Source organism: Pseudomonas sp. Root71 (genome assembly GCF_001429045.1).
GTDB lineage: Bacteria > Pseudomonadota > Gammaproteobacteria > Pseudomonadales > Pseudomonadaceae > Aquipseudomonas > Aquipseudomonas monachiensis.
The window spans coordinates 1-24410 of the sequence record NZ_LMHY01000030.1 but is presented as its reverse complement, the minus strand read 5'-3'; the positions used below and the strand labels follow the sequence as shown (position 1 = coordinate 24410).

General features: G+C 59.3%; 22 protein-coding genes. 11 read left to right on the top strand and 11 right to left on the bottom strand.

Annotation, left to right across the window (positions count from 1 at the left end; all coding sequences use genetic code 11):
* Positions 1-72: 72 nt before the first annotated feature.
* From folK to dksA, 7 genes are all read right to left on the bottom strand, one after another.
* On the bottom strand, positions 73-558 hold the full coding sequence (gene folK, locus ASD95_RS26745; RefSeq protein WP_056728633.1) for a 2-amino-4-hydroxy-6-hydroxymethyldihydropteridine diphosphokinase: 486 nt from the start codon (positions 556-558) through the stop codon (positions 73-75).
* A gap of 3 nt (positions 559-561) precedes the next feature.
* Complete coding sequence (locus tag ASD95_RS26740) at positions 562-1962, bottom strand: polynucleotide adenylyltransferase PcnB (RefSeq protein WP_056728631.1); 1401 nt, start codon at positions 1960-1962, stop codon at positions 562-564.
* A gap of 735 nt (positions 1963-2697) precedes the next feature.
* Positions 2698-4137 carry a sigma-54-dependent transcriptional regulator gene (locus ASD95_RS26735; RefSeq protein ID WP_056728629.1) on the bottom strand — a complete coding sequence of 480 codons (1440 nt, stop codon included), beginning with the start codon at positions 4135-4137 and terminating at the stop codon, positions 2698-2700.
* Between the two features lie 22 nt (positions 4138-4159).
* Positions 4160-7114, bottom strand: a complete 2955-nt coding sequence (locus ASD95_RS26730; RefSeq protein ID WP_162252433.1) for a sensor histidine kinase — start codon at positions 7112-7114, stop codon at positions 4160-4162.
* Complete coding sequence (locus ASD95_RS29315) at positions 7098-7274, bottom strand: hypothetical protein (protein ID WP_003176118.1); 177 nt, start codon at positions 7272-7274, stop codon at positions 7098-7100. Before ASD95_RS29315 ends, ASD95_RS26730 begins: the two co-directional genes overlap by 17 nt.
* 77 nt (positions 7275-7351) lie before the next feature.
* Positions 7352-8245: a tRNA glutamyl-Q(34) synthetase GluQRS gene (gene gluQRS, locus ASD95_RS26720; RefSeq protein WP_056728625.1), complete on the bottom strand. Its 894-nt coding sequence runs from the start codon at positions 8243-8245 to the stop codon at positions 7352-7354.
* A gap of 121 nt (positions 8246-8366) precedes the next feature.
* The gene (gene dksA / locus ASD95_RS26715) at positions 8367-8807 is read right to left on the bottom strand and encodes an RNA polymerase-binding protein DksA (RefSeq protein WP_008053890.1); all 441 of its coding nucleotides are present in this window, start codon (positions 8805-8807) and stop codon (positions 8367-8369) included.
* 334 nt (positions 8808-9141) lie between these two features.
* Between dksA and ASD95_RS26710 the strand changes: the two genes are divergently transcribed.
* Both ASD95_RS26710 and sfsA read left to right on the top strand, forming a co-directional pair.
* Positions 9142-10314, top strand: a complete 1173-nt coding sequence (locus ASD95_RS26710; RefSeq protein WP_056728623.1) for a pyridoxal phosphate-dependent aminotransferase — start codon at positions 9142-9144, stop codon at positions 10312-10314.
* Complete coding sequence (gene sfsA / locus ASD95_RS26705; protein ID WP_056728622.1) at positions 10314-11033, top strand: DNA/RNA nuclease SfsA; 720 nt, start codon at positions 10314-10316, stop codon at positions 11031-11033. Before ASD95_RS26710 ends, sfsA begins: the two co-directional genes overlap by 1 nt.
* Here the strand turns inward: sfsA and ASD95_RS26700 are convergent.
* From ASD95_RS26700 to ASD95_RS26685, 4 genes are all read right to left on the bottom strand, one after another.
* The gene (locus ASD95_RS26700; RefSeq protein ID WP_056728620.1) at positions 11023-11340 is read right to left on the bottom strand and encodes a Rieske (2Fe-2S) protein; all 318 of its coding nucleotides are present in this window, start codon (positions 11338-11340) and stop codon (positions 11023-11025) included. The two genes, sfsA and ASD95_RS26700, sit on opposite strands and share 11 nt — an antisense overlap.
* Positions 11341-11710: 370 nt before the next feature.
* Positions 11711-11983, bottom strand: coding sequence for a TfoX/Sxy family protein (locus tag ASD95_RS26695; RefSeq protein ID WP_008053897.1), 273 nt, complete (start codon positions 11981-11983; stop codon positions 11711-11713).
* A 245-nt stretch (positions 11984-12228) separates the two neighbouring features.
* On the bottom strand, positions 12229-12573 hold the full coding sequence (locus ASD95_RS26690; RefSeq protein WP_056728618.1) for a pentapeptide repeat-containing protein: 345 nt from the start codon (positions 12571-12573) through the stop codon (positions 12229-12231).
* 91 nt (positions 12574-12664) lie between these two features.
* Positions 12665-14221 (bottom strand): bifunctional aminoglycoside phosphotransferase/ATP-binding protein, encoded by a 1557-nt coding sequence (locus ASD95_RS26685; RefSeq protein WP_056728616.1) that lies wholly within the window; start codon positions 14219-14221, stop codon positions 12665-12667.
* A gap of 116 nt (positions 14222-14337) precedes the next feature.
* On the opposite strand from ASD95_RS26685, the gene mrcB reads away from it, so the two are divergent.
* From mrcB to msrQ, 9 genes are all read left to right on the top strand, one after another.
* Positions 14338-16656, top strand: a complete 2319-nt coding sequence (gene mrcB, locus ASD95_RS26680; RefSeq protein ID WP_056728615.1) for a penicillin-binding protein 1B — start codon at positions 14338-14340, stop codon at positions 16654-16656.
* 16 nt (positions 16657-16672) lie between these two features.
* Positions 16673-17410: a hypothetical protein gene (locus ASD95_RS26675; protein WP_056728613.1), complete on the top strand. Its 738-nt coding sequence runs from the start codon at positions 16673-16675 to the stop codon at positions 17408-17410.
* Complete coding sequence (locus ASD95_RS26670; RefSeq protein ID WP_056728612.1) at positions 17410-17745, top strand: YqcC family protein; 336 nt, start codon at positions 17410-17412, stop codon at positions 17743-17745. Before ASD95_RS26675 ends, ASD95_RS26670 begins: the two co-directional genes overlap by 1 nt.
* A 483-nt stretch (positions 17746-18228) precedes the next feature.
* Positions 18229-19953, top strand: coding sequence for an acetolactate synthase 3 large subunit (locus ASD95_RS26665; RefSeq protein ID WP_008053903.1), 1725 nt, complete (start codon positions 18229-18231; stop codon positions 19951-19953).
* Between the two features lie 2 nt (positions 19954-19955).
* Positions 19956-20447, top strand: coding sequence for an acetolactate synthase small subunit (ilvN, locus tag ASD95_RS26660; protein ID WP_003176102.1), 492 nt, complete (start codon positions 19956-19958; stop codon positions 20445-20447).
* A gap of 45 nt (positions 20448-20492) precedes the next feature.
* Positions 20493-21509, top strand: coding sequence for a ketol-acid reductoisomerase (gene ilvC / locus ASD95_RS26655; RefSeq protein WP_003228216.1), 1017 nt, complete (start codon positions 20493-20495; stop codon positions 21507-21509).
* 144 nt (positions 21510-21653) lie between these two features.
* On the top strand, positions 21654-22511 hold the full coding sequence (gene pssA / locus ASD95_RS26650) for a CDP-diacylglycerol--serine O-phosphatidyltransferase (RefSeq protein ID WP_056728609.1): 858 nt from the start codon (positions 21654-21656) through the stop codon (positions 22509-22511).
* Positions 22512-22574: 63 nt separating this feature from the next.
* Complete coding sequence (gene msrP, locus ASD95_RS26645; RefSeq protein WP_056728607.1) at positions 22575-23588, top strand: protein-methionine-sulfoxide reductase catalytic subunit MsrP; 1014 nt, start codon at positions 22575-22577, stop codon at positions 23586-23588.
* Entirely contained in the window at positions 23588-24208 is a 621-nt protein-coding gene (gene msrQ, locus ASD95_RS26640) for a protein-methionine-sulfoxide reductase heme-binding subunit MsrQ (RefSeq protein ID WP_056728604.1), read from the top strand. Before msrP ends, msrQ begins: the two co-directional genes overlap by 1 nt.
* The last annotated feature ends 202 nt before the right edge of the window (positions 24209-24410 follow it).

Below are 24410 nucleotides of genomic sequence, written 5' to 3'. Positions count from 1 at the left end.
GTGTTACCGGGGTAACTGATGCGATTCAGCAGCAGATATTGTGATCGACGCAAAACCAATGTGGGAGTGGTGTCACGCCGGGAGCAGGCGTTCCAACCCGACGAACGGGCAGGCTGCGAGTAATTCACTTAGCTCGCGGCCATCGGCCAGGCGCAGATCCGCAGGGGCCAGTTCCGCCAGTGGATACAGCACGAAGGCCCGTTCCTGCATGTGGTAATGGGGAACCTTGAGGCGTGGTTCGTCGATCAGGCGATCACCGAACAGCACGATGTCGAGGTCAAGCGTGCGCGGCCCCCAGCGCACAAGGCGCTCGCGACCCTGGCCGTTTTCGATGGTCTGCAAGGCATCCAGAAGGTCCAGCGGCGCCAGCGTACTGTCGAGAGCAGCGACCGCGTTGGTGTAGCGCGGTTGTCCGGGCAGCAGCGAGTCGCTTTGATAAAACGCGGATATCCCGACCAGTTCCGTTTGCGGCAAGTGCGCCAGCGCCTCGACGGCGCTGCGCAATTGTTCGGCGGGGTCAGCCAGATTGCTGCCCATGCCGATGTAGATGCGTTCCATGGATTACTCGCCCGTGGTGCTCGAAGCGCCGGCAGCGCGTTTGCGCTTGGAACCACCGCTGCGGCGACGCTTGCGCGGGGCGCCGGTGCCTTCATCCTTGCCGCTGAGGTCGCGAATCATGTCGCGACGCTCGCTTTCGTTGGCGTCCTGATAGTCAGTCCACCATTCGCCCAGGCCATCGGTCTGCTCGCCGGCGCTTTCGCGTAGCAGCAGGAAGTCGTAGCCGGCGCGGAAACGCGGATTGTCCAGCAGCAGATCGGCACGCTTGCCGCTGCGGCGGGGCAGGCGTTCCTGCATGTCCCAGATTTCGCGGATCGGCATGGTGAAGCGTTTCGGAATCGCGATGCGCTGGCACTGTTCGGCAATCAGCTCGTGCGCCGCTTCCTGCATCGCCGGAATCGGCGGCATGCCACGCTCCTGCAGGCGCAGGACACGGGCCGGCAGGGCAGGCCAGAGCAGGGCTGCAAAGAGGAACGCCGGGGTTACCGGTTTGTTCTGCTTGATCCGCAGGTCGGTGTTGATCAGGGCTTCGCTGATCAGGGTGTGGGTGTACGTCGGGTTGTATTCCAGTGCTTCGGCGCTGGCCGGAAACAGTGGATCGAACAATTGCAGGTCGACCAGCATTTCAAACGTATCGGCGGCATGGCCGGAGAGGAACAGCTTGAGCACCTCTTCGAACAGGCGGGCCGACGGGATCTCGCGCAGCATCGGCGCCAGGCCGCGGATCGGCAGGGCGCTGTGTTTTTCGATGCCGAAGTTCAGCTTGGCGGCGAAACGCACGGCCCGCAGCATCCGTACCGGGTCTTCCTGGTAGCGTTGCGTCGGATCGCCGATCAGGCGGATCAGGTGATTGCGGATGTCGTGTACGCCGTTGGCGTAGTCGAGGATGCGTTCGCTGACCGGATCGTAATACAGGGCATTGATGGTGAAGTCGCGACGTTGCGCGTCTTCTTCCAGGGTGCCGTAGACGTTATCGCGCAAAATGCGCCCGCTCTCGTTGCGCGAAGACTGGTTGCTGTCTTCCTCGTCTTCGTTTTGCGGGTGATTGGCGCGGAAGGTCGCGACTTCGATGATTTCGCGGCCGAAGTGGATGTGCACCAGCTTGAACCGGCGCCCGATGATTCGCGCGTTACGGAATTCGGCCCGTACCTGTTCCGGTGTGGCGCTGGTGGCAACGTCGAAATCTTTCGGTGTGATACCCAGCAGCATGTCGCGCACGCAACCGCCAACCAGGTAAGCCTGATAACCGGCGTTCTGCAGGCGTTCAACGATATTCACCGCGTAGCGGCTGAATTGCGCCTTCTGCAGCGAGTGTTGGCCGCTGTTGAGCACTTCAGGCGTGCTGCGAATGTGTTGCGTAGGACGCTTGGGAGAACGGAATGACTGGAACAGCTTCTTCAGCATGGGATGCACTGTTTGAAGGAATATTCGGCCATAACAGAAGAATGACCGCATGATGGGCGGGGATTCTAGCATTTAGTCGGGGGATGGTGTAGGACACAGCAGATATGAGCTGTAGGCCGCAGGCTTAAAGGCCGGAACGAGCCGATTTACGGGGATTTGCGAATCGCGCAAACCACAAGGGGAGCCGAAGCTCCCCAAGAAGTAGTTGCATGCTCTATTTTTATTTTTGGTTTCGGGCTTCTTGTTTTTGTTGAGTGCCCTCGCCATGAAGCTTTCCTTCATGACCCTCCCAATCGGGAGCCAAGAGCAAACGGATTGCTTTGGTCGCTGAATTGCAGTGATCTTTCGATCCAACCAGTACAGGCTCTGTCTTAGGACAGTTTTTGTTGTTCTCGGCCTGGTCGTGGGGCAAGCCCCAAATACAACGCCTCTCCAAAAGAATCAGTTAGCTGCGCCTCTCGCCGTCTTGTTTTTATTGTGCGTGAGTCGATTCGTCTTATTTTTATTGTCTTGTGCATTGCTTGTTATTGTTCTTGTACCAAACATATAGCAGGGTGCGTGCCAACTTTTTCGAAACCCAATAAAACAAGGGGTTAGGCCGGTTGGCAGGCATTTCGAGGGCCAAAAAAAGCCGGGGCTTCGTTACCGTAAGCCCCGGCTTCTGTTACGTGAAAAAGCTGAGGTAACAGTTTTTTCACAAAGTCACGTGTTACCCGCACATACGACAGGTGCGATTCAGCTTTCGCTGGCCACCCCGGTCTTGCGGCGCGGGATGCCCAGGCGCTGACGGCGCTCCCATAGGCATTTGCGGCTGACCCCGAGCTTGCGGGCCAGCTCGGTTTCGGTCATGTGGTCCTGATGTTCGAGGACGAAATGCTGGAAGTAGTCTTCCAGGGAGAGGTCTTCGGTCGGTTCGTGGTTGCTGTTACTGGTGTTGCCGTTGCCCTGTTGGGGTGCCAGGCCAATGAACTCGTCGTCTTCCAGGTCGCCCAGTTCGATGTCGATGCCCAACAGCTCGGCGGAAATTTCCGGGCTTTCGCACAGGATGACGGCGCGCTCGACGGCGTTTTCCAGTTCGCGAACGTTGCCCGGCCAGGCGTAGTGACGAATGGCTTGCTCGGCATCCGCGGCGAATTTGAGGTCGGTGCGGTTGACGCGCGCACTTTGCCGCGCCAGAAACGCATTGGCGATTTCGTTGACGTCCGCACCGCGTTCGCGCAGGGCTGGCAGCTTCAGCGCGATAACGTGGAGGCGGTAATACAAGTCTTCACGGAACTGGCCGATTTTCGCCAGGCTCTTGAGGTCGCGGTGAGTCGCCGCGATCAGGCGCACATCGACTTTTTGCGACTGCACCGAACCCACGCGACGAATTTCGCCTTCTTGCAACACACGCAACAGGCGAGCCTGGGCTTCCAGTGGCAGTTCGCCGATTTCGTCGAGGAACAAGGTGCCGCCGTCCGCCGCTTCCACCAGGCCGGCGCGCCCGGCGCTGGCGCCGGTGAATGCGCCTTTTTCGTGGCCGAACAGTTCGGACTCGATCAGGCTTTCCGGAATGGCCGCGCAGTTCACCGAAATCATCGGCGCCTTGGCGCGTTTGGACAGATTGTGCAGGGCGCGAGCCACCAGTTCTTTACCGGTACCCGATTCGCCCTGGATCAGAACGTTGGAGTCGGTCGGTGCCACTTTGCGGATCTTGCCGTACAGGTCCTGCATCGGTGGGCACGAGCCGATAATGCCGATTTCACCGTTGCTGTTGTCGGTACCGGATTTCGCCGCACCGTTGGTGACTTTGCCGGCAACGGCTTCACCACCGGCTTGTACCGTTTGTCGGTCACGCAGGATTCGTGCGGCCGCTTGTAGCATTTCGTCATGGTCGAATGGCTTGGCAATGTAGTCCACCGCGCCCATTTTCATCGAGTCGACCGCCGAGCGCAGGCTGGCATAGCTGGTCATGATCAGCACCGGCGTGCCCTGGGCGAGCTTGATCAACTCCGTGCCAGGCGCGCCCGGCAGGCGCAGGTCACTGATGATCAGGTCGAACGAGGGAATGGTGAAGCGTTCTTGTGCTTCCTGCACTGATCCGGCTTCGCTGACCTGGTACTGGTTACGTTCCAGCAGGCGGCGCAAGGCGGAGCGGATGATGGTTTCGTCTTCGACGATCAAAATGTGCGGCATTGATTCGATACTCTCGACGGTCTCAGTTCACAGCGGACGTCGCTTCGACATGACGCGGCAAGGTAACCCTGATTCGGGTACCGCGTTGGCTCTGAACATCAGCCGGGCTGTCGATGGTGATTTGTCCATAATGCTCTTCAACGATGGAATAGACCAGTGCAAGGCCCAGACCGGTGCCTTCGCCAGGGTCCTTGGTGGTGAAGAAAGGTTCGAACAATCGGTCCATGATGCTCGACGGAATACCGCTGCCTTCGTCTTCCACGATCAGGTCGACCGTGTGTTCGCCGGCTTCGCTCTTGACCCGTACCGCGCTGCCGGGAGGCGAGGCGTCACGGGCGTTTGACAGTAGGTTGATCAGTACCTGGGCCAACCGTTGCGGGTCGCCTTCGACCCAGTGATCGGGGTCGCACAGGTTGTAGAACTGCACTTCGAAATTGCGTCGGTTCAGGGCCAGCAGGCCGATGGCATCCTGAGCCACTTCGGCCAGACAGACGGGCTCGTCGCTGTGTTGATGGCTGCCGGCATGGGCAAAGCTCATCAGCGACTGGACGATGCGCGACACGCGTTTGGTCTGCTCGAGGATCTGGCCGCTGATTTCCTTCAGCTCGCCGTCTTCTTCACGTTCTTCGCGCAGGTTCTGCGCCAGGCACGCGATACCGGTAATCGGGTTGCCGATTTCATGGGCCACGCCGGCCGCCAGTCGACCGATGCTGGCCAGGCGCTCGGAGTGCACCAGTTTGTCTTCGAGCATCTGGGTTTCGGTCAGGTCTTCCACCAGTAATACCAGGCCACTGTTGCCCGGCGCGAGGGGTTCGTCGATCGCCGCTTTGTGCAGGTTCAGCCAGCGTGTCTGGCCGTCGAGTGCCAGGTGTTGTTTGTGCAAGTGCTCGTCCGGCAGATTGATGAAACCTTGCAGCAGGTCTTTCCATGGGTCGGCAATGGTACTCAGGCGCGAACCGACCACGCGCTGCGCGGCGATGCCGGTCAGTTCCTCCATGGCCTTGTTCCACATGAGGATCTCCTGATCCTTGGCCAGCGAGCAAACGCCCATCGGCAATTCCTGCAGGGTCTGGCGGTGGTAGCGGCGCAGGGCATCGAGTTCGGCGGCCAGGCCGGTCAGGCGCGAGTGGTAATCCTCGAGGCGGCTTTCGATGAAGTGAATGTCTTCGGTGACGTAGTTTTCGCCGCCGGCCTTGTATGGCAGGAACGTCTCGACCATGTCCTGGGCCACGCTCGGGCCCATCAGGCCGGAGAGGTTGGCCTCGATGCGGTCACGCAGGCGGCGCAGGGCATAGGGGCGGCGTTCGTCGAAAGGCAGATAGAGGTCGCGCAGTGCCTGTTCCACCTCTTTCTGCGCCGCCTTTGCACCCAGTGGCTTGGCCAGTTGCGTAGCGAATTCCTGGGGCGAGGCGGCGTGCAGTTCCCGGCGTTGCGGGCGGCGAACGTTATCCACGGCGCAGGCTTCGGCAGCGCTTGCCTCTTCGGTGCTGGCATTGGTGAACAACGAGATCAGGGTGAACATCAGCACGTTGGCCGCCAGCGAGGCAATCGCCGCCATGTGCCAGCTGGTGTCGTCCAGCACGTAGATCATGTTCAGCAGAGGAATGTAGAAGCCTTGCAGGTTGCCGACCAGCGGCAACAGCATGGTCACCAGCCACACCAGGATCCCCGCCAGCAAGCCGGCGATGAAGCCGCGACGGTTGGCGGTCGGCCAATACAGGACCGAGAGCACGCCCGGCAGGAACTGCAACGTGGCGACGAAAGCGACAATGCCGAGGTTGGCCAGGTCCTGTTCGGCACCGAGCATCAGGTAGAAGCCGTAGCCGGCCATGATGATCGCGACAATCAGCGCCCGGCGGGTCCACTTCAGCCAGCGGTAAATGTTGCCTTCGGCCGGTGGTTGATACAGCGGCAGCACCAGGTGGTTCAAGGCCATCCCGGACAGCGCCAGCGTGGTGACGATGATCAGGCCACTGGCGGCGGACAGTCCGCCGACATAGGCCAGCAACGCCAAGGCCTTGCTGTTGGCGGCTATGCCGATGCCCAGGGTGAAGTATTCCGGGTTGGTGGTGGCGCCGAGCTTCAGGCCGGCCCAGAGAATCAGCGGTACCGCCAGGCTCATCAGCAACAGGAACAGCGGCAGGCCCCAGCTCGCACTGACCAGCGAACGCGGGTTGAGGTTCTCGGTAAAGGTCATGTGATACATGTGCGGCATCACGATCGCCGAGGCGAAGAACACCAGCAACAGCGTACGCCACGGGCCTTCCTGCAAAGGGGTGTGCAGGGCAGCGAGCGCGGTCTGGTTTTGCAGCAGCCACAGTTCAAGCTGTTGTGGGCCGTCGAACACGCCGTAAAGCGCATACAGCCCGACACCGCCGAGGGCGATCAGCTTGATCACCGACTCGAAGGCAATCGCGAACACCAGGCCTTCATGCTTTTCGCGGGTGGCAATGTGGCGGGAGCCGAAGAAAATCGTGAACAGCGTAATCAGTGCGCAGAAACTCAGGGCCACGCGATGCTGTACCGGCTCTCGGGTGAGGATACTGATGGAGTCGGCGACCGCCTGAATCTGCAAGGCCAGTAGCGGCAATACGCCGACCAGCATGAAAATCGTGGTCAGCGCACCGGCCCAGGTACTGCGGAAGCGGAAGGCAAACAGGTCTGCCAGCGACGACAGCTGATAGGTGCGGGTGATCTTCAGGATCGGGTAGAGCAACACCGGCGCCAGCAGGAATGCCCCGGAAACGCCCAGGTAGCTGGACAAAAAGCCGTAGCCGTACTGATAGGCCAGGCCCACGGTGCCGTAAAACGCCCAGGCGCTGGCGTAGACGCCCAGCGACAGGGTGTAAGTCAGCGGGTGGCGAATGATCGCCCGGGGAATCATGCCCCGTTCGCTGATCCAGGCCACACCGAACAGCACCGCCAGGTACGCGGCGCTGATCAGGATCATCTGGGTCAGGCTAAAGCTCATCGGCATCTTTTTGGCTCTGCAGGATGAAGGTCACGACGATCAGGATCAGCCAGAGCAGATAAGGGCGATACCAGGCGCCAGTGGCGTCGATCCACCAATCCATGATGGCCGGGGAAAACAGGTAAATCCCCACTACCAAAAGCAGGACCAAGCGATAGATGTACATCCCGGCCTCTCTTTCTTATGCGTGTGCCCGTAAACGTGCGGCGATGGTAACGGATGGGCGCGCCACTGCAAGTACGATCACAGCAGCTGTGCCTCGGGCAGGCTCAGTGTGCGCGGGATCAGCGAGGCATCCCAGTGGGCAATGCCCCAATTCAGCACTTCCCGTGGGGTGGCGTACGTCAGTTCGGTTCCCGGGTTCTGTCCCAGCGCCCGAAGCGCGCGCAGCAGCAGGGGTGTTGCCTGATCCTCGGTCAAGGGCGGCGAACGGTAGGACTTGCCGAGTTTGTTGCCATCCGGCTGGGTAATCAGCGGGATGTGCAGGTAACGCGGTTGAGGCAGGCCGAGCAGTTCTTGCAGATAGAGCTGGCGGGGCGTGGAGTCCAGCAGGTCGGCACCGCGAACGATATCGGTGATGCCTTGCCAGGCATCGTCCAGGACCACGGCCAATTGATAAGCGTAGAGCCCGTCGCGGCGGCGGATCACGAAATCGCCGACTTCCCGCCCCAGATGCTGTCGGTATTGGCCCTGCACCCGGTCGATGAAATGGTATTCCAGCTCCGGTACGCGCAGGCGGATGGCCGCATCGTCAGTGCCATGGCCGGCATTGCGGCACAGCCCCGGATAAATCCCGTGAAACGGCTCCAGCTGTTTGCGCGAGCAGGTGCAGGCGTAGGCCAGTCCTTGATTGAACAGGCGATTGAGCACCTCGGCGTAGGCATCGTGCCGCTCGCTTTGGCGAACCAGGTCGCCATCCCACTCGAAGCCATAGCTTTCCAGTGCCTTGAGGATGGCGGCCTGGGCGCCGGGTTCCTCGCGAGGTGGATCAAGGTCTTCCATGCGCATCAGCCAGCGTCCGCCCACCGAGCGTGCGTCGAGGTAGGAGGCCAGTGCGGCGACCAGCGAGCCGAAGTGCAGATGGCCACTGGGCGTGGGGGCGAAGCGCCCGATGTAGGGGGAAACGTCAGCGGTCATGGGGTGATGTTACTTTATCTGGACTGGCGCCAACCCCCTGTGGGAGCGGGCTTGCTACCGAGGTGAATCCTGGAAACAAAAACGGAGCGTTCGCACGCTCCGTTCTTCGTTCAAGTCGCAATTATTTGCCGACTTGCTTTTCCTTGATTTCCGCCAGGGTCTTGCAGTCGATGCACAGGTCGGCGGTAGGGCGCGCTTCGAGGCGCTTGACGCCAATCTCGATGCCGCAGGATTCGCACCAGCCGTACTCTTCGTCTTCGATCAACTGGAGTGTCTTGTCGATCTTCTTGATCAACTTGCGTTCACGGTCGCGGGCACGCAGTTCTAGGGCGAATTCCTCTTCCTGGCTGGCACGGTCTGCCGGATCAGGAAAGTTGGCCGCTTCGTCCTTCATGTGGTCCACGGTCTTGTCGACACCTTCCATCAGCTCTTTTTTCCACTGATTCAGGACCTTGGTGAAGTGCTTGCGCATGGGCTCGCCCATGTACTCTTCGCCGGTTTTCTGAACATAGGGCTCGAAGCCGCTGATCGTCTGGTTTTGCTGCTTTGCTTGGGTGGACATGAAATAGACCGCCTCTACTCTTGTAATCCATCTGCGCAGGATTGCTCCATCACCGACACCTGCCGGCCCTGCGGCTGCAAGCGGGCGAACTTACCAGATCAATTCGGGCCGCGCTACTCCCGGATGTCGAGCTCGCGGCACATGGTGCTTGCGAATGACGACAAACCGTTGTCTGGTGGCTCTGGAACCCTGCTCAATTATTGATTTTAGCCAAACCTTGCGCGCGCGCTTGAGTCATTCGTGATCGGAGTTACAAGGCCTCTGACCGCTTTAGGTTCTCGCTCGTTCCTGCGCTTGGGTAGAATCGGTTTTTTATTCCGTTGAAGGAAGGCCAATGGCTCAGCCCTACAGTGCCCGCAGTCGCGCGATCGAACCTTTCCATGTCATGGCGCTGTTGGCGCGGGCCAATGAATTGCAGGCGGCCGGCCACGATGTGATCCACCTGGAAATCGGCGAGCCGGACTTCACCACCGCCGAACCGATCATCCAGGCCGGCCAGGCTGCGCTGACAGCGGGGAAGACCCGTTACACCGCCGCGCGTGGCATTCCCGAGCTGCGTGAGGCCATTTCGGGCTTTTATCAGCAGCGTTATGGCTTGAACATCGACCCACGGCGCATCCTCATCACGCCGGGTGGCTCCGGCGCGCTGCTGCTGGCCAGCGCTTTGCTGGTCGACCCCGGCAAGCACTGGCTGCTGGCGGACCCGGGCTATCCGTGTAACCGGCACTTCCTGCGATTGGTCGAAGGCGCGGCACAACTGGTGCCGGTCGGCCCGGATGTGCGTTATCAATTGACGCCGGGCTTGATCGAGCGTCATTGGGACCACGACAGCGTCGGCGCACTGGTGGCGTCGCCAGCCAATCCGACCGGCACGATCCTGACCCGCGACGAGCTGGCGAAGCTGTCTGTCGCGATCAAGGAGCGCCACGGTCATCTGGTGGTCGACGAGATTTATCATGGCCTGACCTATGGCACCGATGCGGCCAGCGTGCTGGAAGTCGACGACAGTGCATTCGTTCTGAACAGCTTTTCGAAGTACTTCGGGATGACCGGTTGGCGGCTCGGCTGGCTGGTGGCACCCGACGCGGCCGTCGGTGAGCTGGAAAAGCTTGCCCAGAACCTCTACATCAGTGCACCAAGCATGGCGCAGCACGCTGCTCTGGCCTGTTTCGAGCCGGCGACCATCAGCATTCTCGAAGAGCGTCGCGCCGAATTTGGCCGGCGTCGGGACTACCTGCTGCCGGCCTTGCGTGAATTGGGCTTCGGGATTGCCGTGGAGCCGGAAGGGGCGTTCTACTTGTATGCCGATATCAGCAAGTTCGGCGGCGATGCCTTCGCGTTTTGTAAGTATTTTCTGGAAACCGAACATGTGGCATTCACCCCGGGGCTGGATTTCGGGCGTTATCAGGCCGGGCATCATGTGCGGTTCGCCTACACGCAAAATCTCGAGCGGTTGCAGGAAGCGGTCGAGCGCATTGCCCGTGGATTGCGGAGCTGGCAAGGCTGATGCGTTTTCATCCTCCCCTCGAAGAAGGGCGCCTGATCCGACGTTACAAGCGTTTTCTCGCCGATATCGAAACCGTTGGCGGCGAATTGCTGACCATTCACTGCCCGAACACAGGCTCGATGCTCAATTGTCAGGTCGAAGGCGGGCAGGTCTGGTTCAGTCGCTCCAACGATCCGAAACGCAAGTTGCCCGGCACCTGGGAGATCGGCGAAACCCCGCAAGGGCGGCTGTTTTGCGTGAACACCGCCCGCGCCAACGGTTTGATTGAAGAGGCGCTGCGAGCGGGCGTCATCACGGAGCTGAACGGGTTTACCGGGCTCAAGCGCGAAGTGGCTTATGGTCAGGAAAACAGTCGTATCGATTTCCGCCTCGATTACCCCGAAGGGCCGGCCTACGTCGAAGTCAAAAGCGTGACCCTGGGGTTCGACGGTACGGCGGTGGCGGCGTTTCCCGATGCGGTTACCCAGCGTGGCGCCAAGCATCTGCGGGAGCTGGCCCACTTGGCCAGGGACGGTATTCGCGCGGTGCAGTTGTACTGTGTTTGCCTTTCCGACATCGAGGCTGTGCGCCCGGCGCAGGAAATCGATCCGGCTTATGCGCAGGCCTTGCGTGAGGCTATTGCCTGTGGGGTCGAGGTGCTGGCCTACGGTGTGCGGTTGAGCCACGAAGAAATGCTGGTCGACCGGTGCCTGGACGTATTGCCGGGTGCTAGAGGCTGATCCAGATACCTTGTTCGTCCTCGCGGCAGGCCACGCTGGTCAAGGCTTGCCCCGCGCAAGGGCCGGCGACGCATTCACCGTCTTCGATCAGGAACAGTGCGCCATGGGTGGCGCACTGGATCAGGCTGTTGCTGGGGTCGAGAAACTGGTCGGGATGCCACTCCAGGGCAACGCCCCGGTGCGGGCAGCGATTGATATAGACGTAAACCTGTCCGCTGCGGCGCACTGCAAAAAACTTTTGGCCATCGATGTCGAACCCGCGGCTGCTGTCATTGACCAACCCGGCGCCAGCGCAAAGCAACTTCATGTCTATCCTCGGTCCCGCAGCTCGTGACTGGATATGTCCGAGCTTGAAGGTTGAATGCTATCAAATGGCTGCCCTGTCCGTCGGGTGCAAGTGCCTTCATCCTGCCAATACTTTTCCACAGGCAAAAAAAGACCCGGCAAGAGCCGGGTCAAATAACCGTGATTAGCCTGATGAGGAGATAATCCGAGAGTCCGAACCAAGGGCTTTTCAGAATATCGACCAGTCTCGCGACCAGTTGTGATAATCATATCGATTCTCATTACCAAGTCAACCGCTGTTTTTCGATTTCTTTGCGATTCGCCGGATTTGTGTCTGCAGGCCTCGTAATCATTGGGTTTCAGGCTGTAAAGCTTCGCAAGCATGTATCAGATCAGTTCTTGTGGCGTGTAGAGATGGCTTCCAGTTGTTTGTTCAGGGCTTCCTTGCGCTCGGCAGGAATGTCATTCCAGTGAACGTCCATCAGTGCGCCTTCAATTGCGTACAACAACACCTTGGACGCCCGAAAACCGCGCGTGCGCACGGCCCGATAAGCATCCACCGCCCCGAGGCGACGCAAGTCCGAAGCGCTATGGATGCCCACGGCATGCAGCCATTGCGCTGACGTCTTGCCAAGATTCTTCAGGTGTTGCAGTTCATCATTCATCAAGCCTCCTTGCGATGGCCGAATGGAGAGCGTGGGCAATCTTCTGAGGAGTGTAGCCATCAGTAGGAAAAGCGTGATTGTTTGCTCGATTACGACGCAAATGCTTCTAAGAAACGAGTATTGGCAGGGCGTGAAAAGTCTATGCGCGCGGGAGGAAGAGTGGGGGAGAGCAAGGATTTAGGGGCGAATATCCCAGCAGTCCAGCGCTGCGCAGGCGCTGGACGTGTAAGGCGGCGAGACGGTGATTATCGGGTGCGATAACGCAATCGCGTGCCGAAGTTCATCGACATCAGGATTTCGTCGGCACTGAGTTCGACCGGAAAGTACGTACCGGAGATCTGCGCGTGAGCCAGGCTCGCGCCTTCCAGGTTCGCTTTGCGAAAATCGATGCCGCGCAAGTCGGCGGAACGGAAGTAGGCGTCGCTGAAATCCACGCCGTCGGCATTCAGCTCGCGCAGGTCCAGCCCCCGGAAATCTCCACCTGCCATGTCGATGGGACCATCCTTGGGGCGTTCACTGTTGAAACCTTTGATGTCGTCTTTGTGCAGCAGGGCATATAGCGATGTGTCGAGAAGTTTAGGCTGGCTCATGTCGCATCACCTGATGGTTTTATGACGCCAGTATAGTGCCACCATTTGAAGGTCGTGAAGCCAGCGCGGACTTCACGACCGAAATAGTTTCTTACAGGCCTGGCAGGCGCTGGCGAATCTGTTCCACAACGGTATCGAGCGTCCCGCTTTCATTGGTCTGGACGCGCTTGCTGCAGAGGATTTCCGCAGGCGTCAGCGCTTCACGGCTGGTTTGCTGGGCTGCGATAACGGCCAGGGTGGCATCGGACGGGTCTTTCTTGTCTGCCTGGCGCATGGCCAGCCAGCTTTCGATCACGGCCTGTGGCGCATTGCAGTCGAGGATCAGGAAGGGGGCGCCGGTGGCTTCGGCAACCTTCGCTGCACTGTCACGCTGATCATGCTTGAGGTAAGTGGCATCCACCACCACCGGGAAACCCGCACGCAGAATGACGCCGGCGATTTCGTGCAGGCGGGCATAGGTCGCTGCACTGGCGTCGGCGCTATAGATGCCGGCCTGTACGTCGTTCTCGACGGTTTGCTCGCCGAACAGGCGCTTGCGCTCGACATCGGAACGCAGGCGGATCGCACCCAGGGCTTCGACCAGGCGCATGGCGACGTGGCTCTTGCCGACAGCGGAAACACCGTGGGTAATGGCCATGAAGCGCGAAGGAATGGTGCTATAGCTTTCCGCCAGGTTGGCGTAGTTGCGGTACTGGCGCAGGGTGGTGGCGCGCTGCACCGCAGTGGCGTCGGCCGGCATGCTGAACAGGGCAACCTTGGCGCGAACCAGTGCGCGGTAGGCTTTATAGAAGTTCAGCAGTTCGAGGCCGCGATAGTCGCCGGTCAGCTCCAGGTACTGGCTGATGAAGCGGCGCGCCAGGCACTTCAAGCCGCGATCTTCCAGGTCCATCGCCAGGAAGCCGGTGTCGGCGTAAACGTCGGTAAAGCGAAACGGTTCGTTGAATTCGATGCAGTCGAAGATCACGACCTTGCCGTCGATCACGGTGGCGTTACCCAGGTGGATATCACCGTGGCATTCACGAATGAAACCTTCGGCCTTGCGCTGGGCGAGCAGCGGCTTTAGGCGCTCGAAGCTGCTTTCTGCCCAGGCTTGCAGGGCGTCGAGTTGCAACAGGTCGGCTTTATCGCTGAGGAACGGGCGGATCTGTTCGAAGTTCTGCCACACCGGCGCCATGACACTGTCCGGGGTGCCGGCTTCGTGCCCGGCCGGCACCTTCGGTGCGTTGAGGTGGAAGCGGGCGATTTGCTCGGCCATCTCGTCGATGTGCGCGGTGGTCAGTTCGCCATTGGCTTGCAGGGTGCTGAGCAAGCCGGTTTGCGGGAACTGGCGCATCTTCAGTACGTATTCGATGGCCGGGCCTTCGCCGCCCAGTTGCGGAGCTTCGGCGCTGCCGGTGACGGGCAGCACTTCGAGGTACAGATCGTCGGTCAGGCGCTGGTTCAGGCGCAGTTCTTCAGCGCAAAAGTGTTCGCGAGCCTCAAGGCTGGTGAAGTCAAGAAAACCGAAATTGACCGGCTTCTTCACTTTATAGGCATAGGGGCCGGTGAGCAGTACCCAGGAAATATGGGTCTCGATGACCTGGAATCCCTCTACAGGATGCGGGTAGAGGGCAGGGTTTTGCAGGGCAGCGATCAGGGACTGGCTCACAGGCGATCCTTCAGAGTCTGGGAAATTCAAGGCCGTCATTATGGCTGCAAGTCCGCCTGACGCAAACCTCGGAGCGCTCCTGTTGAGGATGAATAAAGTGCGTATAATCCGCCGCCATGACTCGTACTCGAACTCCCCGCACCCCAAAAAAACCACCCTCCAAGGGCCTGCGCCCGTGGCTGGGCTGGGCCATTAAACTCAGTCTGGTCGCCCTTGTGGTGCTGGCCGGATTCGCCGTTTACCTTGATGCAATCGTCCAGGAGAAGTTCTCCGGCAAGCGCTGGACCATCCCGGCCAAGGTTTACGCGCGCCCGCTCGAACTGTTCGTCGGACAGAAGCTGAGCCGGGATGATTTCCTGACCGAACTCGATGCCCTGGGTTATCGCCGTGAAAGCGTGGCCAATGGTCCGGGGGCGGCGTCGGTCAATGGCAATACCGTTGACCTGAACACCCGCGGCTTCCAGTTCTATGAAGGCATGGAGCAAGCGCAACCGGTGCGGGTGCGTTTCTCCGGCGATTACGTGGCCGAGTTGGCGGGGGCAAAAGGCTCGAAGCTGTCGGTGGTGCGCCTGGAGCCGCTGTTGATCGGTGGCCTGTACCCGAAAAACCTCGAAGACCGGATTCTGATCAAGATCGATCAGGTGCCGCCGTACCTGCTTGAAACGCTGGTGGCGGTCGAGGATCGTGATTTTTATCATCACTTTGGTGTTTCGCCGAAGTCGATCGCCCGTGCAATCTGGGTCAACGGTTCGTCCGGGCGCATGCGTCAGGGCGGCAGTACCCTGACGCAACAGTTGGTCAAGAACTTCTACCTGACCAACGAGCGCAGCCTGAGCCGCAAACTCACCGAAGCGATGATGGCGCTGCTACTTGAACTGCATTACGACAAGCCCGAAATTCTCGAGGCTTACCTCAACGAAGTGTTTATCGGGCAGGACGGTCAGCGCGCGGTGCATGGTTTCGGCCTGGCCAGCCAGTTCTTCTTCAGCCAGCCGCTGGCCGAGCTCAAGCTGCATCAGGTTGCGCTGCTGGTGGGCATGGTCAAGGGGCCTTCTTCCTATAACCCCCGTCGTTATCCGGAGCGTGCCCTCGAGCGGCGCAACCTGGTGCTCGATGTGCTGCAAGAGCAGGGCGTCGCGACTGCCGAGCAGGTTGAGGCGGCGAAGAAAATGCCTTTGGGCGTGACCAAGCGCGGCAGTCTGGCGGACAGCTCGTTCCCCGGCTTCCTCGATCTGGTCAAGCGTCAGCTGCGCGAAGACTATCGCGACGAAGACTTGACCGAAGAAGGGCTGCGCATCTTCACCAGCTTCGATCCGATCCTGCAGATGAAGGCTGAAGCTTCGGTCAACGACACCTTCAAGCGCCTGGCTGGGCGCAAGGGTTCCGATGACGTGGAAGCGGCAATGGTCGTGACCAACCCGGAGACGGGGGAGGTGCAGGCCATGATCGGCAGTCGCCAGGCCAGTTTTGCCGGGTTCAACCGGGCGCTGGATGCGGTACGGCCGATCGGCTCGCTGATCAAGCCGGCGGTTTACCTGACCGCACTGGAGAAACCAAGCCAGTACACACTGACCAGTTGGCTGTCGGACGAATCCTTTTCGGTCAAAGGCGCGGACGGTCAGGTCTGGAAGCCGCAGAACTATGATCGTCGTTCTCACGGTACAGTGTTCCTCTATCAAGGCCTGGCGCATTCCTACAACCTGTCGACCGCGCGTCTCGGTTTGGCGGTGGGGGTGCCGAACGTCCTGAAAACGGTGGAGCGCCTGGGTGTGACCCGTGAATTCCCGGCCTTCCCGTCGATGTTGCTCGGGGCCGGCGGCATGACGCCAATCGAAGTGGCGACCATGTACCAGACCCTCGCCAACGGCGGCTTCAATACGCCGATGCGCGGGATTCGCAGCGTGCTGACTGCCGAGGGCGAGCCGCTCAAGCGTTATCCATTCCAGATCCAGCAACGTTTCGATCCGGCCTCCATTTACCTGATCCAGAGCGCCATGCAGCGGGTGATGCGTGAAGGTACCGGCAGCTCGGTCTATAACGTGCTGCCAAGGACCCTGACCCTGGCGGGCAAGACCGGTACCAGTAACGACTCGCGGGACAGTTGGTTTGCCGGTTTCAGCCAGGACTTGCTGGCGGTGGTCTGGCTGGGTCGCGACGACAACGGCAAGACGCCATTCACCGGCGCCACAGGGGCCTTGCAGGTCTGGACCAGTTTCATGCGCAAGGCCGACCCGTTGCCGCTGGACATGCCGCAGCCGGATAATATCGTTCAGGCCTGGGTGGACTCGCGAACCGGGCAAGGTTCTGATGCTGGTTGCCCGGGTGCCGTGCAGATGCCGTATATTCGCGGCAGTGAACCACCTCCCGGTGCCGCTTGCGGTGGTGAAAACCCTGCAGAGTCGGTGATGGACTGGGTCAAAGGCTGGATGAATTAAGCAAAGAGGGTTTCAAGTGAACAAGTGGTTGATTCCAGCGGTTGCCGCCGTAGCTTTGCTCAGCGGTTGTTCCAGCGTACAACGTGGCTCGATTCCGGTTGTGGACTCCGGCACCGCCGTGTCCAACAGTGAGCGGATCTCGGCCAATGGCGGTTTCCGCCAGACGACCGTCAAGCGCCCAGCGCAGGGGCAGTCGCAGACCCAGGCGATTGCGCAGGGTGACAGCGGCGTAGTGGTGATGGTGCCAGGCGCGGCAACGACTTCGACGCCGATCAGCACCACGCCGATCACGCCGGGTCCGATCACGCCGGGGCCGATTGACACGTCGCCGGTCCAATCGGCGCCGATCAATCAGGGCAGCTACAGCATGCCGTCGTCGCCAAGCGGGATTCCATCGGCCAGTTCGGGCGGACTTTCTGCCGACGAGCAGTTGGACGGCCCGGTATTGGCTTTGCTGACCACCGCTCAACAGCAACAGGCGAGCGGTGATCTTAATGGTGCCTCCTCCAGCCTCGAACGCGCCCAGCGCGTTGCACCGCGTGAGCCGCAGGTGCTTTACCGGCTAGCCCAGGTGCGCATGTCTCAGGGCGATGCCGCCCAGGCCGAACAGTTCGCTCGCCGTGGGCTGACCCTTGCCAATGGCCGTCCAGCCCTTCAGGCCAACTTGTGGGAGCTGATTGGCCAGGCGCGCGAAAAGCAGGGTGACTCCCAGGGCGCGGCATTGGCTCGTCAGAAGGCCAAGGTAACGCTGTGATGGATGCGCGCTTTCTGAAAATCGCCGATCAACTGTTGTTGATCGAGCGCGAGTTGCGGGTGCAAGGATGGTGGGATGAGGTCTCGCCCTCTGCCGAAGCGCTTTCCAGTGTCGAGCCGTTTTCGGTCGACACACTGGATTTCGAGCAGTGGCTGCAATGGATCTTCCTGCCACGCATGAAGATGATCCTCGAGCAGGATTTGCCGCTACCCAACGCTTCGGGCATTCAGGAAATGGCTGAAATGGTCTTTGCCGGGCGCAATGTCCAGGGTAGGGATCGGCAGTTGCAGGTGCTGCTCAAAGAATTCGATCAGCTGATTACCGCGTCCCGCTGAGCCAGAAGCTGCCAGCGTCCGCTGGCAGTTGTTCACAATATCTGTCTATTTTGTCGGCCGTTGCAAGGTAAGTGCATTCGCGTGCCAATTTTTTGCTAAAAGTTGCGCAATCGAAGCTAACACAGGGCTGATTTACGGGTTTTTTCTTGCGTTCTCATGCGCTTAGTAGAATAAAGCACATAGACGACTTGACTTGCGAAGGACGAAACAGAAGAATCCAAAGTCCGCTGTACAGGGACTGCCAGAAGCAGACCCTCTCAGCAGATCATGAGGCGCATATCCGCGTCGACCTGTTACACCCGCAACGCGTTACCTCGCGCTGGGTGGGAAAGCCCCGCAACACTTGGGACGATCCCAATACTTGCTCAGTCAGTGCTGACGTAGTCGGCGACCACCGTCGCTCATGCTCTGCCGAGAAGTAAACCTATTAAGACCCGTTCCATTTTTCGTGGGCGGTATTCTGGCGTTTTAGAGGTGAGCAACGTGGAGCTTTTATCTGGCGGTGAGATGCTCGTCCGCTTCTTGCGTGACGAAGGCGTCAAATATATCTACGGGTACCCGGGTGGTGCTCTTCTTCATGTCTACGATGCCCTGTTCAAAGAACCGGAAGTGACCCACATCCTGGTTCGTCACGAGCAAGCGGCTACCCATATGGCTGACGGCTACGCCCGTGCCACCGGTAAAGCCGGTGTGGTACTGGTGACTTCCGGTCCTGGCGCAACAAACGCCATCACCGGTATCGCCACCGCCTACATGGACTCCATTCCGATGGTGATCATTTCCGGCCAGGTGCCTAGCACCATGGTGGGTACCGATGCGTTCCAGGAAACCGACATGATCGGTATCTCCCGGCCGATCGTGAAGCACAGCTTCATGATCAAGCACGCGTCGGAAATCCCGGAAGTCATGAAGAAGGCGTTCTACCTGGCGCAATCCGGTCGTCCTGGTCCGGTCGTCGTCGATATTCCGAAAGACATGACCAACCCGGCCGAGAAGTTCGAATACGTCTTCCCGAAAAAAGCCAAGTTGCGCTCCTACAGCCCGGCTGTTCGCGGTCACTCCGGTCAAATCCGCAAGGCGGCAGAAATGCTCCTGGCGGCCAAGCGTCCTGTGTTGTATTCGGGCGGCGGCGTGATCCTCGGCGGTGGTTCCGCACCACTGACCGAACTGGCGAAGATGCTCAACCTGCCAGTGACCAATACTCTGATGGGCCTCGGTGGCTTCCCTGGCACCGACCGTCAGTTCATCGGCATGCTCGGCATGCACGGCAGCTACACCGCCAACCTGGCGATGCACCATGCTGACGTGATCCTCGCTGTCGGCGCACGTTTCGACGACCGTGTCATCAACGGCGCGTCGAAGTTCTGCCCGAACGCCAAGATCATTCACATCGACATCGACCCGGCTTCGATCTCCAAGACCATCAAGGCCGACGTGCCTATCGTGGGTCCGGTTGAGAGTGTCCTGACCGAAATGGTCGCGATCCTCAAGGAAATCGGCGAGACCCCGAACAAGGAATCCGTTGCCAGCTGGTGGAAGCAGGTTGACGAGTGGCGCGGTGATCGCGGCCTGTTCCCGTATGACAAGGGCGACGGCAGCAAGATCAAGCCGCAGACCGTGATCGAAACCCTGTGCGAAGTGACCAATGGCGACGCCTTTGTGACCTCCGACGTGGGCCAGCACCAGATGTTTGCTGCGCAGTACTACAAGTTCAACAAGCCGAACCGCTGGATCAACTCCGGTGGCCTGGGCACCATGGGCTTCGGTTTCCCGGCGGCCATGGGCATTCAGTTGAGCTACCCGGATGCCGACGTCGCCTGTGTAACGGGCGAAGGCAGTATCCAGATGAACATCCAGGAACTGTCCACCTGTCTGCAATACGGTTTGCCGGTAAAAATCGTCATTCTGAACAACGGCGTTCTGGGTATGGTTCGCCAGTGGCAGGACATGAGCTATGGCAGCCGTCACTCGCACTCCTACATGGAGTCGTTGCCTGACTTCGTCAAGCTGGCTGAAGCCTATGGCCACGTTGGCGTGCGCATCACTGAATCGAAAGATTTGAAGTCGAAGATGGAAGAAGCGTTCGCCATGAAAGATCGCCTGGTGGTGATCGATATTTCGGTCGATACCAGCGAGCACGTCTACCCGATGCAGATCAAAGACGGCTCCATGCGCGATATGTGGCTGAGCAAGACGGAGCGTACCTAATCATGCGGCACATTATTTCCTTGCTTCTGGAAAACGAACCCGGTGCTCTGTCTCGTGTGGTTGGCCTGTTCTCGCAGCGCAACTACAACATCGAAAGCCTGACCGTGGCCCCGACCGAAGACCCGACCCTGTCGCGTCTGACGCTCACCACGGTTGGTCACGATGAAGTCATCGAGCAGATCACCAAGAACCTGAACAAGCTGATCGAAGTGGTAAAACTGGTCGACCTGTCGGAGAGTGCTCACATCGAGCGCGAACTGATGCTGGTCAAGGTCAAGGCCACCGGCGCCCAGCGTGCCGAGATCAAGCGCACTACCGATATTTACCGTGGACAGATCGTCGATGTCAGCGCCAGCGTGTATACCGTTCAACTGACCGGTACCAGCGACAAGCTCGACAGCTTCATTCAGTCCATTGGCACCGCCTCGATTCTGGAGACCGTCCGTAGCGGCGTGACCGGCATTGCCCGCGGCGACAAAGTACTCAGCATCTAAACCAAATTAGCGAACGGCCTGAACGGCCTGATATAGGGGAAATTCATGAAAGTTTTCTACGATAAAGACTGCGACCTGTCGATCATCCAGGGCAAGAAAGTTGCCATCATCGGTTACGGTTCCCAGGGCCACGCTCAAGCGTGCAACCTGAAAGACTCCGGCGTTGACGTGACTGTCGGTCTGCGTAAAGGCTCGGCCACCGTTGCCAAGGCTGAAGCCCACGGCCTGAAAGTGACCGACGTTGCTTCCGCTGTTGCGGCTGCCGACCTGGTCATGATCCTGACCCCGGACGAATTCCAGTCCTCCCTGTACAAGAACGAAATCGAGCCGAACATCAAGAAAGGCGCCACCCTGGCCTTCTCCCACGGCTTCGCGATCCACTACAACCAGGTTGTGCCGCGCGCTGACCTCGACGTGATCATGATCGCGCCGAAGGCTCCAGGCCACACCGTGCGTTCCGAGTTCGTGAAGGGCGGCGGTATCCCTGACCTGATCGCTATCTACCAGGACGCCTCGGGCAACGCCAAGAACGTCGCTCTGTCCTACGCTGCCGGCGTTGGCGGCGGTCGTACCGGCATCATCGAAACCACCTTCAAGGACGAGACTGAAACCGACCTGTTCGGCGAACAAGCCGTTCTGTGCGGTGGTACCGTTGAGCTGGTCAAGGCCGGTTTCGAAACCCTGGTTGAAGCTGGCTACGCGCCGGAAATGGCCTACTTCGAGTGCCTGCACGAACTGAAGCTGATCGTTGACCTCATGTACGAAGGCGGTATCGCCAACATGAACTACTCGATCTCCAACAATGCCGAATACGGCGAGTACGTGACCGGCCCTGAAGTCATCAACGCCGAATCCCGTCAGGCCATGCGCAACGCCCTGAAACGTATTCAGGACGGCGAATACGCCAAGATGTTCATCAGCGAAGGCGCTACCGGCTATCCTTCGATGACCGCCAAGCGTCGTAACAACGCCGCTCACGGTATCGAAATCATCGGCGAGCAACTGCGCTCCATGATGCCGTGGATCGGTGCCAACAAGATCGTCGACAAAGCCAAGAACTAAGTCACGCACTTGTACGAAAAACGCGGCTTAGGCCGCGTTTTTTCGTTTGGGGGGCCGGTTCTGGTATAAAGCTGCATCGTTTGCGGCCGAACCGTCGTCCCAGACACCTGTCCAAACTTTCCACCCCGTTGCAAGGTAATGTCCATGAGCGAACGCCCCGAAGAGCCAAACCAGGCTTCTGACGCCGAAAGCCTGCTGCCCATCGATGAGCATGTCGAAGAAGGGCATGACGCGGAAGGTCGTAAAGTCCGGCATCGTGGTATCTATCTTCTGCCGAATCTGTTCACTACTGCGAACCTGTTCGCAGGGTTCTATTCCATCATCAACTCGATGAGTGCCCAGGCGGCCTTGAGTGCTGGTGACTCGGCCAATGCGAGCAAGTATTTCGCGTTCGCGGCCATCGCGATTTTTGTCGCCATGGTGCTCGATGGTCTTGATGGGCGCGTGGCTCGCATGACCAATACCCAGAGTGCCTTCGGTGCCGAGTACGACTCGTTGTCGGACATGGTTGCCTTTGGTGTTGCCCCTGCATTGCTGGCTTTCGGTTGGGCCTTGGGTGACATGGGCAAGGTTGGCTGGATGGTCGCCTTCATCTATGTGGCGGGCGCGGCATTGCGTCTCGCACGCTTCAACACCCAGGTCGGCACCGCGGACAAGCGCTACTTCATCGGTCTGGCCAGCCCTGCCGCTGCAGGTGTGGTTGCAGGTATCGTCTGGGCGTTCAGCGACTACGGCATCCAGGGTTCCAAGATGTCTTTCCTGGTTGCGCTGATGGTGGCGGCGGCCGGCATGCTGATGGTCAGCAACATCAAGTACAACAGCTTCAAGGAACTGGACCTGAAGGGGCGAGTGCCTTTCGTGGCGATTCTCGCAGTAGTGTTGGTGTTCGCGGTTGTTTTCAGTGATCCGCCGCGCATCCTGCTGCTGGTCTTCCTCGCCTATGCCGCGTCCGGTCCGGTTCAATACCTGCTACATCTTCGTCGGCGTAAAAGCGTCGAGTGATGTAATTTCCCTCATACTCCGCAGTCTGTTGGTGCATCTGTTCTCCAATACTGCGGAGTAGCCATGCTGATCAAAGTCCCTAAAGCATCCGACTGCCATGAGTCGGATGTCACGCCTGAATCCATCTATCTTTCTCGACGCAATGTATTGAGTGTTGCTGTTACCGGTTTGGCCGTGAGCGGTCTTCCTCGGTGGGCGGCTGCCGACGATGTGGCGCGTTATGCGGATGTCGAGCCAGGCAAGGCGCCTGTCTGGTTCAGCGAAAAACTTTCCTCGGTCAAGTGGGGGGCAGTTGTCGTCAAGGATGAGGCGATCACGCCGTTCAAGGACGCGACCCACTACAACAACTTCTACGAGTTCGGCACTGATAAAGGTGATCCGGCTGCGAATGCCGGCACGCTGAAGACTGAACCGTGGTCTGTGGTGGTGGATGGGGAGGTGGGCAAGCCCGGGCGGTATGCCCTCGAAGACTTCATGAAACCGTATCAGCTGGAGGAGCGAATCTACCGACTGCGCTGCGTGGAAGCCTGGTCGATGGTCATTCCCTGGATCGGTTTCCCGCTCTCGGCTTTGCTCAAGGAGGTAGAGCCGACCTCGAAAGCCAGATTCATCCGCTTCGAAACCCTGCAGGATCCCAAAAGCATGCCGGGCCAGCGCTCCGGTTTTGCCTTGATCGACTGGCCTTATATAGAGGGGCTGCGACTGGATGAGGCCATGAGTCCGTTGGCGATTCTTGCGGTCGGCATGTACGGGCGTGTATTGCCAAATCAGAACGGCGCGCCGTTGCGTCTGGTCGTGCCCTGGAAGTACGGGTTCAAAAGTATCAAGTCCATCGTGCGCATCAGTCTGGTCGGCGAGCAGCCGAAAACCACCTGGCAGAGCATTGCGGCGGATGAATATGGCTTTTATGCGAACGTGAATCCCACCGTTGATCATCCTCGCTGGACTCAGGCCCGTGAGCGCCGCCTGCCTAGTGGCTTGTTCAAGCCCAATGTGCGCGACACGCAATTGTTCAACGGCTATTCAGAGGAAGTCGCCTCTCTATATACGGGGCTCGACCTGAGGAAGAACTACTGATGCGCTATCCGTTTTGGCGTGTCGGTGTCTTTGTCGTGGTGCTGGTGTGGCCGCTGCTGTGGTTGTACCAGGCCCTGGAGGATGTTCTCGGGCCGGATCCGGGCAAGGTGCTGGTCGACCGGCTGGGTTTGGGGGCGCTTGTTCTGCTGCTCGTCATCTTGAGTTTGACGCCTTTGCAGAAACTCACGGGTTGGGCAGGGTGGAATGTCGTGCGGCGACAGTTGGGATTGTGGTGCTTTGCCTATGTGCTGCTCCACCTCAGTAGTTATTGCGCATTCATACTTGGGTTTGATTGGTCGCAGCTGGGTGTCGAGTTGCGCAAGCGGCCTTACATTATTGTAGGGGGGCTGGGTTTTCTTGGTTTGCTGGCATTGGCGGTGACTTCCAATCGATACAGTCAGCGACGATTGGGTGCCCGCTGGAAGAAGTTGCATCGCTTGGCGTATGTCATTCTCGGGCTTGGATTACTGCATATGCTCTGGATTGTGCGCGCCGACCTGAAGGAGTGGGTGATCTATGCATCTACAGGTGCATTACTGTTAGTGCTGCGGCTACCGCCTTTGGCGCGTCGAATCCCGCGTCTAATGGCTAAAAAGGGCTCTTCTGCCAAAAAGGCGTAAATAGTGGTTGACGGCAGATTCTGGAGGCCTATAATTCGCCCCACTTCCGGCGCAGTCGAAACGGAAAACTCCTTGATAAACAAAGAGTTACGCAGTTTTCGGCAGCAGGTTGCTTCAGTTCATCGAAGCCGAAAGGGAGTTGAAAAAGAGGTGTTGACAGCAGCGTGTAACGCTGTAGAATTCGCCTCCCGCTGATGAGAGA

What these genes read in the sequence shown, in the direction of transcription:
- folK (WP_056728633.1), bottom strand. Translation starts at nt 558, where the DNA reads ATGGAACGCATCTACATCGGCATGGGCAGCAATCTGGCTGACCCCGCC.
- ASD95_RS26740 (WP_056728631.1), bottom strand. Translation starts at nt 1,962, where the DNA reads ATGCTGAAGAAGCTGTTCCAGTCATTCCGTTCTCCCAAGCGTCCTACG.
- ASD95_RS26735 (WP_056728629.1), bottom strand. Translation starts at nt 4,137, where the DNA reads ATGCCGCACATTTTGATCGTCGAAGACGAAACCATCATCCGCTCCGCC.
- ASD95_RS26730 (WP_162252433.1), bottom strand. Translation starts at nt 7,114, where the DNA reads ATGCCGATGAGCTTTAGCCTGACCCAGATGATCCTGATCAGCGCCGCG.
- ASD95_RS29315 (WP_003176118.1), bottom strand. Translation starts at nt 7,274, where the DNA reads ATGTACATCTATCGCTTGGTCCTGCTTTTGGTAGTGGGGATTTACCTG.
- gluQRS (WP_056728625.1), bottom strand. Translation starts at nt 8,245, where the DNA reads ATGACCGCTGACGTTTCCCCCTACATCGGGCGCTTCGCCCCCACGCCC.
- dksA (WP_008053890.1), bottom strand. Translation starts at nt 8,807, where the DNA reads ATGTCCACCCAAGCAAAGCAGCAAAACCAGACGATCAGCGGCTTCGAG.
- ASD95_RS26710 (WP_056728623.1), top strand. Translation starts at nt 9,142, where the DNA reads ATGGCTCAGCCCTACAGTGCCCGCAGTCGCGCGATCGAACCTTTCCAT.
- sfsA (WP_056728622.1), top strand. Translation starts at nt 10,314, where the DNA reads ATGCGTTTTCATCCTCCCCTCGAAGAAGGGCGCCTGATCCGACGTTAC.
- ASD95_RS26700 (WP_056728620.1), bottom strand. Translation starts at nt 11,340, where the DNA reads ATGAAGTTGCTTTGCGCTGGCGCCGGGTTGGTCAATGACAGCAGCCGC.
- ASD95_RS26695 (WP_008053897.1), bottom strand. Translation starts at nt 11,983, where the DNA reads ATGAATGATGAACTGCAACACCTGAAGAATCTTGGCAAGACGTCAGCG.
- ASD95_RS26690 (WP_056728618.1), bottom strand. Translation starts at nt 12,573, where the DNA reads ATGAGCCAGCCTAAACTTCTCGACACATCGCTATATGCCCTGCTGCAC.
- mrcB (WP_056728615.1), top strand. Translation starts at nt 14,338, where the DNA reads ATGACTCGTACTCGAACTCCCCGCACCCCAAAAAAACCACCCTCCAAG.
- ASD95_RS26670 (WP_056728612.1), top strand. Translation starts at nt 17,410, where the DNA reads ATGGATGCGCGCTTTCTGAAAATCGCCGATCAACTGTTGTTGATCGAG.
- ilvN (WP_003176102.1), top strand. Translation starts at nt 19,956, where the DNA reads ATGCGGCACATTATTTCCTTGCTTCTGGAAAACGAACCCGGTGCTCTG.
- ilvC (WP_003228216.1), top strand. Translation starts at nt 20,493, where the DNA reads ATGAAAGTTTTCTACGATAAAGACTGCGACCTGTCGATCATCCAGGGC.
- pssA (WP_056728609.1), top strand. Translation starts at nt 21,654, where the DNA reads ATGAGCGAACGCCCCGAAGAGCCAAACCAGGCTTCTGACGCCGAAAGC.
- msrP (WP_056728607.1), top strand. Translation starts at nt 22,575, where the DNA reads ATGCTGATCAAAGTCCCTAAAGCATCCGACTGCCATGAGTCGGATGTC.
- msrQ (WP_056728604.1), top strand. Translation starts at nt 23,588, where the DNA reads ATGCGCTATCCGTTTTGGCGTGTCGGTGTCTTTGTCGTGGTGCTGGTG.